The organism is Candidatus Uhrbacteria bacterium CG10_big_fil_rev_8_21_14_0_10_50_16 (genome assembly GCA_002774875.1).
Classification (GTDB): domain Bacteria; phylum Patescibacteriota; class Patescibacteriia; order UBA9934; family UBA11717; genus UBA11717.
Genome location: PCYM01000003.1, coordinates 19,583 through 37,524, shown reverse-complemented (window position 1 = coordinate 37,524; position 17,942 = coordinate 19,583). Strand labels below are relative to the sequence as shown.

Annotated in this window: 11 protein-coding genes; 8 read left to right on the top strand and 3 right to left on the bottom strand. The window is 53.2% G+C overall.

Annotation, left to right across the window (positions count from 1 at the left end; genetic code table 11):
* From COV06_02285 to COV06_02265, 5 genes are all read left to right on the top strand, one after another.
* On the top strand, positions 1-749 hold a 749-nt coding region (locus tag COV06_02285; protein PIR47690.1), incomplete at its 5' end, for a hypothetical protein.
* A gap of 308 nt (positions 750-1,057) precedes the next feature.
* Positions 1,058-4,132, top strand: a complete 3,075-nt coding sequence (locus COV06_02280; GenBank protein PIR47689.1) for a hypothetical protein — start codon at positions 1,058-1,060, stop codon at positions 4,130-4,132.
* Between the two features lie 269 nt (positions 4,133-4,401).
* On the top strand, positions 4,402-5,949 hold the full coding sequence (locus tag COV06_02275; protein PIR47688.1) for a hypothetical protein: 1,548 nt from the start codon (positions 4,402-4,404) through the stop codon (positions 5,947-5,949).
* Entirely contained in the window at positions 5,889-7,163 is a 1,275-nt protein-coding gene (locus COV06_02270) for a hypothetical protein (GenBank protein PIR47687.1), read from the top strand. The genes COV06_02275 and COV06_02270 overlap by 61 nt, the downstream gene beginning before the upstream one ends.
* 23 nt (positions 7,164-7,186) lie before the next feature.
* Positions 7,187-7,708: a hypothetical protein gene (locus COV06_02265; protein PIR47686.1), complete on the top strand. Its 522-nt coding sequence runs from the start codon at positions 7,187-7,189 to the stop codon at positions 7,706-7,708.
* Positions 7,709-7,790: 82 nt separating this feature from the next.
* On the opposite strand, the gene COV06_02260 is transcribed toward COV06_02265, so the two are convergent.
* From COV06_02260 to COV06_02250, 3 genes are read right to left on the bottom strand one after another with little or no spacing between them, the layout of a single operon-like run.
* Positions 7,791-9,494 (bottom strand): hypothetical protein, encoded by a 1,704-nt coding sequence (locus COV06_02260; protein ID PIR47685.1) that lies wholly within the window; start codon positions 9,492-9,494, stop codon positions 7,791-7,793.
* The gene (locus COV06_02255; protein PIR47684.1) at positions 9,472-11,541 is read right to left on the bottom strand and encodes a hypothetical protein; all 2,070 of its coding nucleotides are present in this window, start codon (positions 11,539-11,541) and stop codon (positions 9,472-9,474) included. The genes COV06_02260 and COV06_02255 overlap by 23 nt, the downstream gene beginning before the upstream one ends.
* Complete coding sequence (locus COV06_02250; protein PIR47683.1) at positions 11,538-11,825, bottom strand: hypothetical protein; 288 nt, start codon at positions 11,823-11,825, stop codon at positions 11,538-11,540. The genes COV06_02255 and COV06_02250 overlap by 4 nt, the downstream gene beginning before the upstream one ends.
* 139 nt (positions 11,826-11,964) lie before the next feature.
* Between COV06_02250 and COV06_02245 the strand changes: the two genes are divergently transcribed.
* The 3 genes from COV06_02245 (at position 11,965) to COV06_02235 (ending at position 17,905) form a co-directional block, all read left to right on the top strand.
* Positions 11,965-12,543: a hypothetical protein gene (locus tag COV06_02245; GenBank protein ID PIR47682.1), complete on the top strand. Its 579-nt coding sequence runs from the start codon at positions 11,965-11,967 to the stop codon at positions 12,541-12,543.
* Positions 12,500-13,603, top strand: a complete 1,104-nt coding sequence (locus tag COV06_02240; protein PIR47681.1) for a hypothetical protein — start codon at positions 12,500-12,502, stop codon at positions 13,601-13,603. Before COV06_02245 ends, COV06_02240 begins: the two co-directional genes overlap by 44 nt.
* A gap of 171 nt (positions 13,604-13,774) precedes the next feature.
* Positions 13,775-17,905, top strand: a complete 4,131-nt coding sequence (locus tag COV06_02235; protein ID PIR47680.1) for a hypothetical protein — start codon at positions 13,775-13,777, stop codon at positions 17,903-17,905.
* The last annotated feature ends 37 nt before the right edge of the window (positions 17,906-17,942 follow it).

The window sequence follows — 17,942 nt, the reverse complement described above, 5'->3', positions numbered from 1 at the left end:
GCGACGGGTTCCTCGGCAACGAGGAAGTCGACAACGACGGGGACGGCTACATGGTCTGCGAGAGCGACTGCGACGATGGGGACGAGGACATGTTCCCCGGAGCGCTGGACAACTGGTGGACCGTTCTCACACGTGAGGATTGTGGGACCGAAGGGCCCCACGAGTACCTCACGAACAGTGGCGGGGGCAACGTCACGCGGGACGTATGTCTCGAGTCGGTCCCGGTCTTCGAAGAGAGCTTCGATGACCAGGCTGTGCCTGGGAACATGACGTTCTCGGGCAACGTGTCCACCTACACGCCCACCTTTGCCCAGGAGGGCGTGGCGGGTTGGGTGACCAATCCCAACCCGCAGGAACCCGCGCAGTCTTGGACGGCGGGCCCCTGGTCCATGTCCTCCATCGGGCCGGGAGCGGAGAGTTCCCCCTCGGTCACCGGGATGTGTAGGCACATCTTGCTCACCAATCTCTTGGTGAGCCAGGAGTACCTAGTGGCCGTTGTGACTCACAACGGCATGGGCATGGAGTACTACACCTCCATGTTCCTGGAGACCACCCTGGTGGGGGACCGGTTTTACAACAACTACCACTCCCCAGGGAGTGTCCAGCTCCGTGGCGTATTCACTGCCACGGATACGGAGCATGACCTCCTGGTCTGCTCCGGCGGTAACTACTGGCCAGCCGCGGCTGGCGACGTTCGTGAGGATGAGTGGGTGGTGGTTCCGGTGGTGACACCGGGCAACTGTCCCTGAAGTTCCCCAATCCGGGGGTGGGTCGCGTACGGCGGCTCACCCCCATTCATTTTTTTAGAATGTTGATTACTTGACAAAAATTGAAAAATTTGGCACATTGCGCTGTTCATGGCTCTTATTTTGACTTGGTTTTTGGCCGGTATACGCTGAGTATATGGCAGAAAACGAGGTCAAAATCGTGAAAGCGCCCGCTGTGGCGGCGTTCGTTACAAGATTTCGAATGTCTGTGGTGGTTGACCTCCGTGATTCCACGGCCACTGCGGGCGCAATAAACCCCGGGCTACGGCCCATTATGTGGAGGTGACGCTATGCGCACCCGTTTGATCCGCCTCATGGCGGCGCTCTGGATTGGCGTGATGATCCAGGCCTGTCCCGTCCCCGTTCAGGAGGAGGAGAACCTCCGGCCTTGGCCGGACTACCCGGACGACGATGACTTCACTCCGGTGGACATCGATGCAGACCAGGACGGCGTCACGGTCGGCGCGGGCGACTGCAACGACCAGGACGCCACCACCCATCCCGGCGCCAGCGAGCTCTGCGACGGGCAGGACAACAACTGCGACGGTCTCGTGCCGTCCAACGAACAGGACCAGGACGAGGATGGTCTGGCTGCCTGCGAGGGCGACTGCGACGACCACGATGCGGGCATCCGGCCCGGTCAGAACGAGGTCTGCAACGGCCTCGACGACAACTGCGACGGGGCACTGACCCCCAGCGAGGTCGACAACGACCACGATGGGCAGGCTCCCTGCGAGGGCGACTGCGACGACCAGGACGGCGCCAACTTCTCCGGCAACGGCGAGGTCTGCGACGGCCAGGACAACGACTGCGATGGGCTCATCCCGTCCGGAGAGCAGGACATGGACCACGATGGGCAGGCTCCCTGCGAGGGCGACTGCAACGATCAGGACGCGAGCACCTTCCCGGGTGCTCCCGAGGTCTGCAACGGCGTCGACAACGACTGCGACGGCGTGGTCGTCGAGTTCGCGACGGATCTGGACGACGACGGCTACATGAGCTGCTCGATCAACCTCGCCGTCACGGACTGCAACGATGGCGATCCCACCATCCACCCCGGCGCCATCGAGCTCTGCGACGGGCAGGACTCCAACTGCGACGGTATCAACTTCGAGATCGACCAGGACGGCGACGGAGTCATGTTCTGCGACGGCGACTGCAATGACGCCAACGCCGCCATGTACCCCGGCAACGTCGAGACCTGCAACGGGCAGGACAACGACTGCAACGGCATCGGCAACGAGGTCGACAACGACGGCGACGGCGTCATGATCTGCGCGGGCGACTGCGACGACACGGATCCCAGCGTCACGGCGCTGCGTACCCTCTACTGGGACGCGGACGGCGACGGCGTGGGCGGAAACGGCGCCTACATTCCCAACACCTGCTCGGCCCCCGGGCCCAGCTGGGTAGAGGTGATCGGCGACTGCGACGATGCCAGCCAGGACGTGGGGCCCGGCTTCCCCGAGCTCTGCGACGGCCAGGACATGGACAACAACTGCGACGGCATCCTGCCCGCAGGCGAGCAGGACATGGACGGCGACGGCATCACCTTCTGCGGTGGCGACTGCGCCGTGTTGGAGGCCGCTCAGGCTCCCGGCAACGTGGAGATCTGCGACGGCCTGGACAACGACTGCAACGGGATCACCCCGAGCAGCGAGCAGGACTCCGACGGCGATGGCATCCGCGACTGCGCGGAGTCGACCATCGACTACGACCAGGATGGCGTGACGGTCGGCGCGGGTGACTGCAACGACCAGGATGTCACCATCCACCCCAATGCCACCGAGCTCTGCAACGGGCAGGACGACAACTGCAACGCACAGGTGGACGAGGGGATGGACCAGGACGGTGACGGCTGGAGCGCCTGCAACGGCGACTGCGACGACACCAACGCGGCCATCCACCCCAACGCCACCGAGCTCTGCGACGGGGTCGACAACAACTGCGACGGGGTGACCCCGAGCAACGAGGTCGACGCGGACAGCGACGGCTTCCGGATCTGCGCGGGCGACTGCGTGGATGCGGTGGCCAACATCTACCCCGGCGCGGTCGAGGTGTGCAACGCCCTCGATGACGACTGCGACGGCGCGGTGGACGAGGGCTGGGATCAGGACGGCGACAGCGTCACCTTCTGTGGCGATGATGGGGTCTACCCCAGCGCCGACGATGACTGTAGCGACCAGGACGGCCTGGCGTGGCAGTTCCAGGTCTTGTACCTGGACCTGGACAACGACGGTCGGGGCGACCCCTCCATCTCGCTGCTGCTTTGCGGCCTCCCCTCGGGCTGGTCGCAGATCGGAAACGACTGCGACGCCGCCAACGCGAGCACCTTCCCGGGTGCTCCTGAGCTCTGCGACGGCCAGGACAACGACTGCAACGGTACGGTGCCGACCAACGAACTGGATCTGGACGGCGACGGCGTCAAGCTCTGCGCAGGCGACTGCAACGATATCGACGCCGCCAACTTCCCGGGCAACGTGGAGACCTGCGACGGTCGGGACAACAACTGCGACGGGATCATCCCGGCCAGCGAGACCGACCAGGACGGGAACGGCGTGATGCAGTGCGCCGAGCCCAACGTGAATGCCGATGCCGACTCCTACACGGTCGGTCAGGGCGACTGCGACGACAACAACGCCGTCATGTACCCCGGCAACACCGAGGTCTGCGATTCCCTGGACAACGACTGCGACGGCAGCGTGGACGAGGGTTTCGACATGGACGGCGACGGGCAGACCACCTGCCAGGGTGACTGCGACGACAGCGACTCGGACGTGGGTCTCGGCTTCCCCGAGCTCTGCGACGAGGTCGACAACAACTGCGATGGGGCCATCCCGGCCAACGAGCAGGACCTGGACAGCGACGGCTGGGCGACGTGCGACGGCGACTGCAACGACAGCGACGGCGACAACTACCCCGGCAACACCGAGGTCTACGACGGGCAGGACAACGACTGCGACGGCGCAGTGGACGAGGGGCTTCTGCCCACCGTTCCGGCGGGCCTGGTGGACCTCACGTTCACCACGTCCTCCAACTGCACGGAGCTGGAGCTCTATGCCAGCGTGGGGAGCCTCAACAGCTTCCCGCCCAACGTCACGACGGTGGCCGGGAGCAGCACGACCCTCTCGGTCGCTCTCCCGGCAGGCGTTCACGCCCTGCGCTTCAACGCGCGGTGCGACGGTGCCTATCTCTTCCTGGGCGCGAGCCCGGCGAGTGCGGTGATCGGGATCCCCAACGCGACGCTCACTGTCGGCGGGACTCCGGTCCCGTTCGACGCCGGCGACGCGGTCTGGAACGGTCCGCTGACGGGCGTGGACGGGCTCCTCCTGTTCAACGCCGTCAACATGCCGGCCCCCAACTAGCTCAACTCTCCGCCCTCAACGATCCGCGCTCAGCGTGATCGGGACGGAGTGCACACCGAGCGACTTACGACGACCCCCTCTGCATCCGGCAGTGGGGTCGTCTTCGTTTCCAGTCCTTCGCCCCCGAGAACACGTGTGTTTTGAAAGCTGAAGCCTATGCGAAAGATTCTCAAAACGCATGTGTTTGAAGATGAGGCTCCTCGGCGAAGCGATCAAGGCCTTCGCCCCTCCCAAGACCTCGCTGTTACGAACATGCTATAATTGACGCAATGAACTTGTTGCCGCACAACTCACCGTCGGAGCGTGAGCACACCTGGATTCTTGGAGGAATCATCTTGTTTGGTATTGCCTTACTTCTTATTTCTGTCCTCACATCTCCATGGGTCTTGCTCGCAGGTCTTTTGTTTGCCGCCGCCGTATACGCAACGTGGAAAGAACCCATGTGGACCGTGATGGCGTTGTCGGCGTGGTGGCCTATTGAGCCGTTTATCCTCAAGTGGATCGGCGATGACATTTACGTGTTTGCCCGCTATGCGTCCGAGATCATGATTTACGTTCTGGCGGGTGTTGTGGTGCTCAGCGTCCTGATCGGTAGGTACCATAAGCGCGTCACGCCGGCAGATATTCCGTTTGCGCTTTTTGTCCTTATGTTGGTTGTATCTATCATTCTCAATACGCTCCCCGTTGGTCAGGCGTTGCTAGGACTGCGGCAAATTGTGCGATTTATGTTGTTGTTTTGGGTGATTGTCTATAGGTATCCCCGCCGATATTGGATGCGATGGATGGTGATGATTATTGTGGGTATGATGGCGTTACAAGCCGTTCTTGGGCTCACGCAGGCGTTGGTGGGTGGATCGATGGATACGTTTTTGCTGCCATCTGAGCGGAGAACCTTTGGCGAACTTCAACTCACGGAGGGAACGGTACAGTTTTGGGACCCGGGCCAGCGCGTGTTCGGTACCATGGGACGATACGATCGATTAGGAACCTTTTTAGCCCTCGCTCTGCTGTTGGTCATTGGATTTGTGTATGAAAGTGGACGTAAACCTAACTGGCAGTACTTGGGACTTTTTGGATTCATTGGATTACCAGCGCTCATCCTCACCTATAGCCGCTCCGCCTGGTTTGGTCTTATCCTTGGCGCCTTGGCCATTGCGCTGGTACGGAAAGATAAACGTGTTTTTGCGGCTGCCGGGATCGTCTTTTTATTGTTTGCCGGTTATCTGGGTGTTAATGGACTCTCTAATTCACTTGCAGACGTGCCTCGCCAAACGGTCGCCGAGCGCTTTTTGGAGGCCTTTACCTATCAACGATTTGTTGGCGAATACTATGGACTAGGACGTGTCTATTGGATTGTCACCACACCTACAATTGTTGTGCCCAATAACATGGTTTCCTTACTGTTTGGATGGGGGCCTGCACAATATGGGGGAGGGGCTGTGGCGGCGCTAGGCAACACGCGTGTGTACGATGCGATTGGTGAGCCGTTTGGGATTTACGGAACAGAGGGATACATTGACAACAACTGGATGGCTCTTTGGGGTGAGGCAGGAACGCTTGGCATAGCATTTTATCTTTGGGGATATATTGTTTTACTGTTGCTCGCGATCAAAATTGCGCGCCATTCTCGCATCAGTTTTACGCGGGCGTTAGCGCTTGCCTACGTGGGTATTGCGGTGAGTGTTGCGGTAAACGCTTCCTTGGCAACCTTTTTGGAGGTACGCACATTGGCACCCTATTTTTGGATGCTCGGTGGATGTGTGGTGGTCCTTGGCAGTCGCGAAAAATTGATTCAAACGCAGGTGCGCGAGACATGAAGATTTTGATCATCAATAAATATTGGTATGCGAGAGGTGGGGCAGACGCATATGCGCTTTGGCTTGCCGAGGCGTTGCAACAACGCGGGCACACCGTGTGCGTGTTTTCTGTTGATCATCCAAAAAACGTGACGCCTTCGGTGTCGTATGAATGTATTTCTGGCGTGGATACGGAGACCATGCGGTGGCAAGATGCACCAAGAATCATTGGGCGGATGCTGTGGTCATTTGAAGCGCAAACTAAGTTGCGTGCGTTTTTGGCGCAAGAAAAACCAGACATCGCCCACGTACACAATCTCTACACGCAGATGTCGCCGTCGGTGCTGCCTGTGCTTAAAGAGGCGGGGATTCCGGTGGTGGCAACGGTGCATGATTACGGCATGACGAGTGCCAATTATTCGCTCTACGATGAGCAGGGAATTGATTATCTGGGGACGTGGTGGTCGGTCATTAAACGCAAGGGGCTTAAACATTCGCGTCTGGCAAGTATTGTCGGGGCAACCGTGTTTCAACTCCACGCGTGGATGCATGTGTATGAGCGCAATATTACGCGTATGGTGTTTACGTCTGATTTTGTAAAACGTCTTTTTACCGCCCGTCGTTGGCAGGGAGATAAGGGTGTGGTGCTGCCGTTGCCGTTTGACGTGCAGGATGGATTCATGCGCAAAGGGGCGGGGGAGTACTTCTTTTTTGCGGGACGTTTACATAAAACAAAGGGCGTTCATGTGTTGATCGATGCTGCGCGTCGGACAGGCCTACCCATTAAAATTGCGGGGAGCGGCCCCGGAGAGCGTGTCTTGCACGAGCAAGCAGGTGCTATGACAAACGTGGATTTTTTGGGTCACCTGTCGCACAAAAAAACGTTGGAGTATATGCGGGACGCTCGTGCGGTCGTGGTGCCTTCCGTGTGGCTTGAGCCGTTTGGGTTGGTGGCGTTAGAACCTCAGGCGCTCGGTGTGCCGGTGATCGCCTCAAATATTGGCGGTCTTAAAGAGGTGGTTGTTCATGGTCAAACGGGGTTGTTGGTAGAGCCGGACGATGTAGAACAGCTGGCCATGGCGATGCAACGTTTGTGGGATGATCCAGAAGAGGCACAAAGGCTCGGCGCGATGGGTAAACGTCGTGTGCAAACGCAATACGCCGCAAAGGAGCATCTAGAAAAATTAGAACACCTGTACAACACGCTTGTGGATGGTATCCTTATCTTAAGATAAAGGTAATTATTAGTAGAGAACCTATGCATTCAGTTCCTGGCGCGGAAGCCTCCTTTGAAGATAAAACCAATTTTGTAAGGAAGATAGATAACGCACGTACGTCTGGAGAGATGGCGAGTGTTGAAATGTTCGGTGGACAGGTTCAAGAACAACTCAAGTCAATGAGTTTGGAGATGTTACAGAGGATGATTACCGAGTTTGATGATCAAATGGAGGTAGCAAATGACGAGGAAAAAGATACGCTGTTAGAGTTACGCGATGGAGTAGAGGCATTAATCAAACTCAAACAAGGCCAAGACCTCGAGCTTGTGTTGCGCCCTACAGCTAAGGGATCTATCTTTGAGCTCATGCATGCATTAGAAGGACAGGGCACAGGCAATAACACTGTTGATATCGTCTTGGAACTGTTTGCAAGTGCGGCAGACGCCCTTGCGCTTGCCAAGTATCCTGAAGCCCATAAGGTGCAGCGAAGAAATGAAACAGAGCGCACGCAAGCAGAGATAGACGTGAGACGTGACGAGTTGTTACAGAAAAAGGTTTCTTGACGGGAACAGGTTTAAAAAAGAGCTGATATCAGCTCTTTTTTAAACCTGCTCTCTCCTTCTTTCCTTGTTATTTATCTCCTATTTAGTGTTCCACGCGGCCGGAATCACTTTCGGTTTGCGTGGTGATCGTGTTGATAGTTTTTGTAATGGTTTGACCCGTCCAAACATCGTGTCCTGTTATCCTCACATTGGAAAGTAGTGCCGGCACGGTGCCGATTTGCGCGTTTGAAGGTGTAATGCTGAGGGCGAAACTTGCCGCTGCTACGGTTCCATTGGAGATGGTTGCCGGAAGGGTTCCAACATTCCAAGAGAGAGACGTTCCGTTAGAGATGACACCTGCGCCCTTTGTCACACTTTGTCGATTTACCCACGTCACGTTATTTGCCAGGTCGGCCGTTACAACAACATCGGTAAGATCATTGAACGTATCTTGCACATTCAAGAACGCCCAGTAAATGGTGGCCTCGTTGGCGCGTGGAGGAAGGGGACCACGACCAAGCTGATCGCCAGCACTTGTAAAGTAGCGTGCAAATCCGCCAAGCACCACAGAGGTTGTAAGGAGGCCTGTTGTAGGTTCCCCAATAACGGAGACGGGTTCCTGGGTTTCGTTGAGGACAAAATCGACAATAGGTGTAAACGTCACCTGACGGTTTGTGCCAGACCCAGCGTGTGGCACAAGGTTGACGGTTCTAGATCCAGCCTGCACGGGTGTGTCCAAAGTCCATTCGGGTTGGTTGACAGCTCCTTCTATGTGGAGTTTGACACGTTCGATACCAAGATCGGTTTGGTCTCCCCAGCGAACGGTTACGGTGACTTCTTTGCCTGACGTAAGCGCCGATTTAATTGGATCAATCGAGACGGCAATAGGTGGCGGCACGGTTGAGACGGTTTCTGAAAGTGTGTCTTGTGCAAATCGTTCATCGCCAAACACAAAGGATGGCTCAAAGGTAAACGTCGCTTCTTCATTTGTGTTGAGCGCAAGCGATCCGGTGTAGATGATCACGAGTTCTTCGTTTGGTTCGATAGTAGGTACGATCCACGTTGTATCTTTTCGCTGTTTGAGGGATGTACTTGTGAGCGTAAAATTATTTGGAAATGAGGCGTGAATAGCGGCTTCGGGGAAGGTAAGAGATCCAGTATTCTGCAACGTGATAGATCCACTAAGACGTTGCCCGGATACCAACCGATCGGGGAGTTGTGAATCGATCGTTAGTGCCGAGCGTTGTGGCATAAAACGATAGGTTTGCACACGCGATCCTGTGCGGTTGCCGTCCCATCCGTACCCAAGTGTGGTAGAAAACGTTTGCTCACCTCCCACGTCGCCAAACATAACCCCGTGAATTTTAATCAATCCGTTTGCGCCGGGTGCTAAGTCGCCAATCTCGATCGTGTTGGTGTCCAGATGAAACGCAGGATGATCCACCGTTTGCAATACAAAGTAGGGAGGATAGGCGAGCGTGAGGGTGACATCCTTTAATAATTTTCCACTCTCATTTGTATAACTAATAGCAAGTGTTGAATCTCCGCCGCTCACAACCTCTGTAGGGGCAACTACGGACGTGAGGAGAACGTGCGTTCCCGGGTCGGACCGAAAAAGTGTAAAAGCGATGCCAAGGCTGAGAAGAACGAGAGCGCTCATGGTACCGATATCCAAGAGTCGGTGTTTCCATCCGTGTTTTTCCAAACGTTTTGCAAGGGGAACCGAAAGAAGACGTCCTGGTTGTCGTGCTACGTGAACGCCTGTGCGTGCAAGATGGATGAGGCTATTTTTGTGCGGTGCGGACATAGGTTTGTTGGTTTCCAGACAAGGTAAAGACGTTTGTTGTGAGTCCAATAATTTCTGCAACACCGTCGCCGTCTAAATCAGAAGCGGCCACAGGTACGCCGGTACGTTCATGCACGTCAAAGGCAGCGAATTCTGGGAGGAGTTGTTTACCCGTGCTACTAAAAACGCGAATCATCGGCGCACTCCCATAGCCGGTGCCGGTAACGATATCGGCAATACCGTCGCCTGTTACGTCACCCACCGCAACACTCACGCCTGTGCGTACGTTCTCGTTGTAGGCAAAAAATCCTGGCGAGAGAAGACGACCTTCTTTGCTAAAGACCTGAACTTGCGGTCCACCACCAACGCCAGCACCAGCAATAATCTCATCACGGCCATCACCGTCCATATCTCCAAGGGCTATGTTGACGCCTCCTCGGAATAGGGGATGGAAGGCAAAAAATCCAGGGCTCGTGAGGACACCGTCACCGTTAAAGATGCGAATATGTGGTCCTCCACCGTTCTTAGTACCGGTAACAATATCCACGCGCCCGTCCTTTTCTAAATCTCCAACGGCTAAGTTGATCCCTTGATTATAATTGGGTCCGTAGGGATAAAATTCATGCAGCACGACACCATTGCTGGCGTGAATGCGTACCTTGCTGTTGTTGGCACTAATAATCTCCGGATTTCCATCACCGTCAATATCGTATTCAACAATTGTATCGCCGCCAAGCGTGGCACCCGTGTAGGTAAAAAATCCGGTGCGCTTACGTTCGCCGCGTGTGTTAAAGATGCGCACAAACGATCCGTTGAGGTACTGCGATCCCAACAATTCTTCCACAGGACGAATGAGGACGACACCATCTTGTGGGGGAATCGTTACTTGTGTCACGATCCGGCCGTCATTGACAGATCGATCTTGTGATCCATTGATTTTTTCGAACTCATTTCCGAGCTGCACCGTTTGCGGTTGATCGGTGGAATTTACGAGGGCTTTACCCGCCTGAAAATCGCGCGACCATACGCTTGGTTGAATGGCTGTGCTTCGTGGATGAAGTATATCCTTTGGCGGATCAATATAGCGACCAAGAAACGTCTCATATTCATCAAACGGCCAGAACTGTTGATAGTTGGACTCACTCATATCGTATCCATAGTAGGCACCAGCAATAAGGGCACTGGTAAGTCCAAATCGGAATTGTTTGTAATCAATTACTCCCGTACCGCCGGTGTTGCTGCTTAAAAAGAAGACGTCAGGATTTGTATTAGAAGTTTGATTCCGTAAAAGATTTTTCATGCTATCCACCCATGTACCATTGCCTTCCCAGGGGGTAGGAAACGATTCAAACATGCGGCCGTTGACGTAGGGCTGGAATGCGTCCTCAGAACTCCCGTTGGTAATGAGGACAGCGTCAGGTCCCAGAGCGGATCGCGCGCGAGAAAATAAATCCACATAGCCGTCTTTCCACGCACGATCCGCAACGGCGGCCGAATCTGCCTGACCGTTTTGATCCAGATCAACGTCACCCATCCAAGAGACGGAGGAAGCGACTTCGTCCATAAAAATTCCATCCCAATAGTCACTATCCCAAACGGACGTCTCTACGTAGTTGAGCCATGCGTCGCGATAGGCTCTGTTGCCGATATTGTAGGCGGAGGTGGATGGCCAGATGGAACGCTGCGCGCCGTTTGGCTGCTGCAGCTCCATAGAAGGGGACAGCGTATTTTTTAATGTGAGGTGTAGCTGGTCGTTCCAGTATTTGTTGTTGTAACTCACTGTGGGAACGTAGGCGAGAATGACAATGTTGGGATTAATCGTGCGCAGTCTATCTGCAACGCCCGGGTTAAAAATCTGAGCCTCCGCAGGAAGGACAAGAAGGTCGTAGCGCGCAAGCTGTGGAATGAGCTCGTCTTTCAGGTCCGTACCCGCAACAAGATATTGGTTGCCACTGCGAACAAAATTATCTAATCTGACGGTAGCGGCGCGAGCGGGAGTTTGAATAAAAAAGAGGCTTGCCACCAAACAAGGGAGAGCAACAATAATTCCGATGTTGTTGTGTCTCATACGATTGGTTCGTCACCACTTGGAGTATGAGGCGAATAAAGCTTATTGCGAATCTTCCATTGATCCACATATTGACCAATGCCTTTTGCCGCTAATTTGTTGCGGGTGGTAGGTCTCTGTTGTGACCACTTTACCAAACTTTCAAAATTAATTTTGTAACGACCCTGCACGACGATGTAGGTGAGTTCTTCATCGGTGAGTGCACGACGCACAGTGCGCTGACTGACGCCAAAAAGTCGGGCGGCTTCTGAAACGGATACGCGAACGATTGAGGGGGTCTCCATATTGCGTTATAATGTCAACAACATTGTAGACAAAGCAGCGCTATTCGTCAAGCAAATGCTTGACAAAAAGGCGTATTTGGCTTAGGTTGGTACATATTAGGTTGGGTGTAACGATTTGTAACGATTTCCGACTACATACATGAACAGGATACGAGAACAATTTCTTCTTCACCGTATTCGCTCCCTGCAAGACGCACAGGCGTATGCAGAGCTTTATGACGCGTATCTCCAGCGTATCTATCGTTTTATCTACTTTAAAGTAGGATCAAAGCAGGATGCGGAGGAGCTTACCGCTGAGGTTTTTCTTGGAGCGTGGACGTATCTTTGTCAGGAAGCTGTTTCCAATATCAATGCGCTTCTCTATAAAATGGCGCGCAATAAGCTGGCGGATTTCTATCGGACAAAGAAAGAAGACGTGGATCTGATCGCGGCCGTCAATATAGATGATGGCACAGATACGGAAGCAGACGCAGATGTCTCGGCAGCCCATAGAGAGGTGGTTGCGGCGCTTAAGCGTCTTCATAGTGAATACGCACAGATTGTTTCCATGCGGTACTTGGATCAACTCGAAATTGCGGAAATTGCTCAGGCGCTTGGAAAGACCCGCAACAATATACGGGTGACGTTACATCGAGCAATGGCGGCTCTCAAGACACAGATGACCATTCAAGAACATGCAAAATCAACTTCACAACCTATTGACAGAGATCAAGGATAGCTCGCACGCAGGTCGTGTGGATGGTTCTTTTTCTGCGTCTTTACGCGAGAAGATTTTGCAACAAGGTGTTCAATCAATAATAACAACCCAACCACGCCCAATGGCGATGGTTGATTTTCTTATCCGCATTCCGGGCGAACTAACGGATATGGTTGCACGACCCGTCGCGTTGGCGAGCCTCCTTATGGCAATGGTACTGGGCGGATGGATCACGGGTGTAAATGCATCGTTAAGCACGGTCCCAGGTGACGCGCTTTACGGAATTAAATTGGTGAGTGAGCAAGCACAGCTTTCTCTTGCCTCGTCCAACACCCGCGCAAAACTACACGATGAATTTGCTTCACGACGATTATCGGAGGTGGAACGACTGATTCATTCGGGTGCGCCGACGTCTGATGGTCGTGTGCAAACGGCATTAGATGGATTTCAAAAACAAATGGACGGTGTTGAAGAGAGTCTCGGAAAGGTGCAAGACGCAACGCAGTCTGTAGAGCTTGCACGTATCATTGATAAAAAGTCGGAGGAACTAGAGGTGGTCCTGGAGCTCACGGCTGCCGTGCAAGATAGTGCGGCACATGATGCGGTTGCAGGTAATGTGACAAAGACAGAAGAGGTGCAGGGTCAAGTTGTAGAAACCCTTGCGGGACAGGTGGATGATTCTCAAGTGACGCGGTTAGAACTGCAACGTCGGTATTCGGATGAGGTGCGCGATATGAGTACACGGTCTGCCTTGCTCGTTGAGCGAATCGATCGAATCGAACATGTCCTTGCAAGCCGAGAAACAACGCGTCAAGACTTTAATGCCAATCAGCTACGGTACCAGGCAACGCAAATCGATCTCGTAGAATCACAATCCCTGGCGGCGCGCGATATTTATCCAGAAGCATTTAAGCTCCTTGCAAACGAACGTATTCGCCTACGAGGTATTGCAGATCAACTGCTCCAGATAGAAATCGCTTTAAGTGCACCGGAGTCGATTCCTGCAACAGATCAAACAGACGATCAAACGTCAGAGGAGAATACAGCGCAGACAGCTCCCGATACACAAACGGTTGAATAGCGTCTCACGTGCTGCTCTTAAAAGAGTAGTCGTGAGATGAACATTCATCTCAGCGTGTGTATCACTTCTAATCCACGTAATACTGAAAGGTCGAGACCCTCGGGTCGTGTTGCGCCAATTTACTCAGCCGGTTCGCCCTTCGGCGGACCACGATACAAGAAAATAGTTTTTATGACGACAAACGTCAGTTTGTTTAAGCGTACGTTTACGTTCGCTGTTGTAGCTATGACCATCTTGTGGACAGTTGCGGCTGGTATCACTCCTTTGATTACCAATGCTCAAGTTAGCCTCTCATCAGGTGACTTGGTTCGCGGCTCTTCCTTCTCGACGGTTTATTACTACGACGGTAACGGACGCTACACGTACCCAAATGAGAATATCTTTTTCTCATGGCACACGAACTTCAATAACGTGATGACGATCTCTGATTCACAGCTTGCCGGTATCCCTCTTGAGGGAAACGTGATGCAGCGCCCAGGTTCTGAATGGATCAAGATCACTTCAGACAACAAGGTGTACGCTGTATCTCCAGATGGAGTTCTCCACTGGATCGAATCAGAGGCTGTTGCATCTGCTCTCTACGGAGGCGCAGGTTGGAACACCAACATCCAGGACATCGCTGATGTCTTCTTTGCAGACTATTCAACAGGTGCGTCTCTCATGAGCGCAAGTAACTTGTTTAATGGCGCACTCGTTTCCTCAAACGGTACAACTTACCTTATGTGGGACGGTGCTCTTCGAACAGTGAGCTCTGCTGGAATGTCCGCAAACGGTTTGCAAAGCAAACACGTGTTGAACACAACCGTGGATGTTTCTGGACTCTCCATGGGATCAGCTTTGAATGCAATGAGCGCAGAAATTTCTGACGTTTCGCAGCAAGCTGTTGGCGACGGTAACGTTGCTGTTGGAGACCTCACCGTGTCTGTTGCATCTAGTACACCAGCTGGCGCTACGCTTCCAGATGGTGCAACAGGTGTCAGCATGACCACATGGAAGTTCTCCGGATCCGGAACGGTTAACTCTGTTGTTGTAAACCTTAATGGAATCAACGCAGCTTCCGACATTAGCAATGTGTACCTTTATGAGGGAAGCACACGTTTGACAGACTCACGTTCCGTCAACAGTGCAACTCGTGAGGCAACATTTAGCAACGTAGGCTGGGACGTAAGCGGATCAGGCTACTTGACACTTGTTGCTGAATTGAGCACAGGTGCTGCAGGTGGCGAAACCGTATCCTTCGGAATCGCAAGTGCATCTGCTATTGGATCTACGGCAACAGTTGGAGGAAGCTTCCCATTAAACGGAAACACCTTCAGCCTTTCTGCAAACGATGCAGGAACCGTAACCATTACCAAGTCAGGAACAATCACAAACCCAGCGATCGGGCAGAACGATGCTACGATCAGCAAGTTTAAGATTGCGGCTGCAACGGAAGGTGCGGTTATCTCATCCTTCCGTTTAAAGGTGGACAATGCGGCTGACCATGACGATTACCGTCTTTGGAACGGCGCAACACAAATCGGAACCGGTGTTTTTGCTGGTAGCGATGTTGTGGACTTCACCCTTCCTTCTGCTCTTTCTATCGCCAAGGGAAACAGTGATATTCTCACCGTGACCGCGGACGTTGGTGGACAGAAGTCCGATGCGTTAAAAGTGTACATCGATAACGATGCAGACTTCCGCGCAATTGGAAGTAGCTTTGGCTATGGAATGATTGTTGTTCGAACCACCTTTGATGGTGATTCTTGTACAACAACAGCAGGTGAGTGTTCTTACAGTGCGGTTCAAGGTGGAGACATGACGGTGACCATGAATGGTCCATCGTCAGGTGATGTAGGTGTTGGCGCAAAGGATGTAACCCTTATGGCCTTTACCGTCACTGCATCTCAAGACCTTACCATCAAGGATTTCCCAATCCGTGTTGGAGCCGATGACGAAGCTTCTCCTGATGGAGACCCTCTCGACGGTGGAACCGGAGCAGCAGCAGATGATGCAGACGGACTCTACAAGGGTACGGCAACAGCGGAAGCGAACATTCAAGATATTAAGATCGTGGATGCAAACACAGGTGTTGTTCTTTGGGGACCAAAAGAGGTTGCCGCAGACACCACCGTTGCCTTGGATGCTATCCAAACATTGACCTTTACAGAAGATTTGAGTATGACCGCTGGTCAGTCATTGGATCTTCTGATTACAGCAGATATCAGCACGAATGCGACATCTGGTGAGGTCTTTGGTGTCTTAATCGACATGGATGGATCAAGCGGAACATTGACTGTGGAAGACTCAAATGGAGACGCGCTTACAGCTGGAACCAATATCCTCCCATCCGGAGATATCAATGGTAACAACTTTACCGTCTCTACACCTACCTTGGCTATTGCTCTTGCAAGCTCCCCAACATCGTTTACAACGGTACAAGGAACAAGCGGAGTAACATTGGCTAAGTTCACCACAACGGCAGGATCTGCTTCAGACATGCTCGTAAGCGGAGTTACCTTCGATCTTTACGGCGATGATGATGGATCTGGTGCCTTTACGGTTGGTGGAGCAACAAACGCACAAGTTGAGGACTTTATTAGCACCTGTTCTCTCTACGACGGTGCCGGTGGCCTGATTGCAGGTCCGGAAACACCAACGTCCAGCGGAGCAGCGCTTGTCTTTGACAGCTTTGCTTGGACCATCGGAGCTGGAGTTGTAGAGAACATGCAAGTGGTATGTAACCTCGCAAATCCATCAGAAACAACAACAACCTTCCTTGCAGTGGATATCGACGATACGGCTGCGCAAGTGACGGTTGAGGATGCGGACGGAACATCTCGCGACGCAACGGCAGATAGCCCTAACGCCGCCGATGATGGTGGTGCTCCAACGGTTGCTGTAACTGTAGCGGCTGCCGGATCATTGGCGGTTTCTCTTGACAGCTCTTCACCAGATGAGGCTTACTTGATGGCCGGTACCTCAGATAACTGGGTATCCAGCTTCCGTATCGAGGCAACAAACGAAGCCTTTACAATTGACACGATCTCGTTCGACGAGACACAAGGAGCTGTTGATGGTGGCGCAGCAACTGTGTATGCAAACAACGTTGCTTCTGTTGGAATCAGCTACACAAATGAAGCTGGAAACACAGAGACAAAGACCGCGTACATGAGTGCGGGTGTTGCGAAGTTTGCAGGTACGGCTATTTACGTAAATCCTGAGCAGGCAGCAGTTGTGGATGTTTACGTAAACGTTCCTATGATTGATCGTACATCTGGCGGATCTGCTACATCTGGTGAGCGCATTGCGCTTTCCTTCACGAATGCAGATGGATCTGGTACAGAAAACTTCCGTGCCGTTGGTATAGGATCCGGTACAACATTGAACGAAGGTTCATCAGGCATTGCAGATGTATCTGCAAATATGATGCACATTGTTGAGACGTATCCTACGATTGCATTGCACGCATCCAGCCCATCTGGAGCTTCCGTGCCAGGAAACAATGAAGTATTGCGCTTCACAGTTTCTGCAGCCGGAAATGAGGACGTGGTTCTCTCCGAGATCGTCTTCAAGGTAACAACGACAGATAATGGTGCAAGCAACTGGGATTACTGTGATAGTACACCTGGTTCTACAACTGCCGGCTTGATTGTTCCAAGTGAGTTAAGCTTCTTTGATGCGTCAAACACGTCCAGCGATTTGGACAATTCAGGCGCTGATTGGACCATGCTTGACACGGCAGGAAACGACTGTGATGGCACGACGCCAGAACAGATCGGCTTCATGCAATTGGAGCTCACGACACCTCGTGTGATCTCTGCAGGAACCACCAAGACCTTCATCTTGAAGTTGGATACAACCGGTGCTTCCTCTTCCGCTGACGATGCAATCCGCATCGACATCCCTGAGGATCCTATCGTTGCTGTAACCGCCTTCTTGACTGCAACGAACGTTGTTACAACTCTTGTCAATACTCTTGCAGACAAGACATTCGATATCGCTTCTGCCAACCCATTTGGTCGTGGAGACATCGTTTGTATAGAGGATGACACGAGTGGCTCACCGGATTGTAATGCAACCAACGAAAAGGTAATGGTTCAAGGTGTATCATCGCTTGACTTCTATGTTCAGCGTGGATACCTTGGAACAACAGCCGATGTCTCGATTGCTGCACTTTCTGAGCTTTCGTACTTGCCATCTTCCTTTGTCTGGTTCGATGACGGTGATACCACCCCATTGAGCACAGCCGCAGAAGAGGCAGTAAAGGGTTCATACTTGGTACCTGGTCTTCCACTTACTGGAGGAACATTGGTCTTCTAAGTCAAACTCTGACACAAAAAACACCCCTCTCGGGGTG

Coding starts and splice junctions, on each gene's coding strand:
- COV06_02255 (PIR47684.1), bottom strand. CDS start 11,541: ATGAGACACAACAACATCGGAATTATTGTTGCTCTCCCTTGTTTGGTG.
- COV06_02270 (PIR47687.1), top strand. CDS start 5,889: ATGTGTGGTGGTCCTTGGCAGTCGCGAAAAATTGATTCAAACGCAGGT.
- COV06_02265 (PIR47686.1), top strand. CDS start 7,187: ATGCATTCAGTTCCTGGCGCGGAAGCCTCCTTTGAAGATAAAACCAAT.
- COV06_02250 (PIR47683.1), bottom strand. CDS start 11,825: ATGGAGACCCCCTCAATCGTTCGCGTATCCGTTTCAGAAGCCGCCCGA.
- COV06_02235 (PIR47680.1), top strand. CDS start 13,775: ATGACGACAAACGTCAGTTTGTTTAAGCGTACGTTTACGTTCGCTGTT.
- COV06_02260 (PIR47685.1), bottom strand. CDS start 9,494: ATGTCCGCACCGCACAAAAATAGCCTCATCCATCTTGCACGCACAGGC.
- COV06_02245 (PIR47682.1), top strand. CDS start 11,965: ATGAACAGGATACGAGAACAATTTCTTCTTCACCGTATTCGCTCCCTG.
- COV06_02280 (PIR47689.1), top strand. CDS start 1,058: ATGCGCACCCGTTTGATCCGCCTCATGGCGGCGCTCTGGATTGGCGTG.
- COV06_02275 (PIR47688.1), top strand. CDS start 4,402: ATGAACTTGTTGCCGCACAACTCACCGTCGGAGCGTGAGCACACCTGG.
- COV06_02240 (PIR47681.1), top strand. CDS start 12,500: ATGCAAAATCAACTTCACAACCTATTGACAGAGATCAAGGATAGCTCG.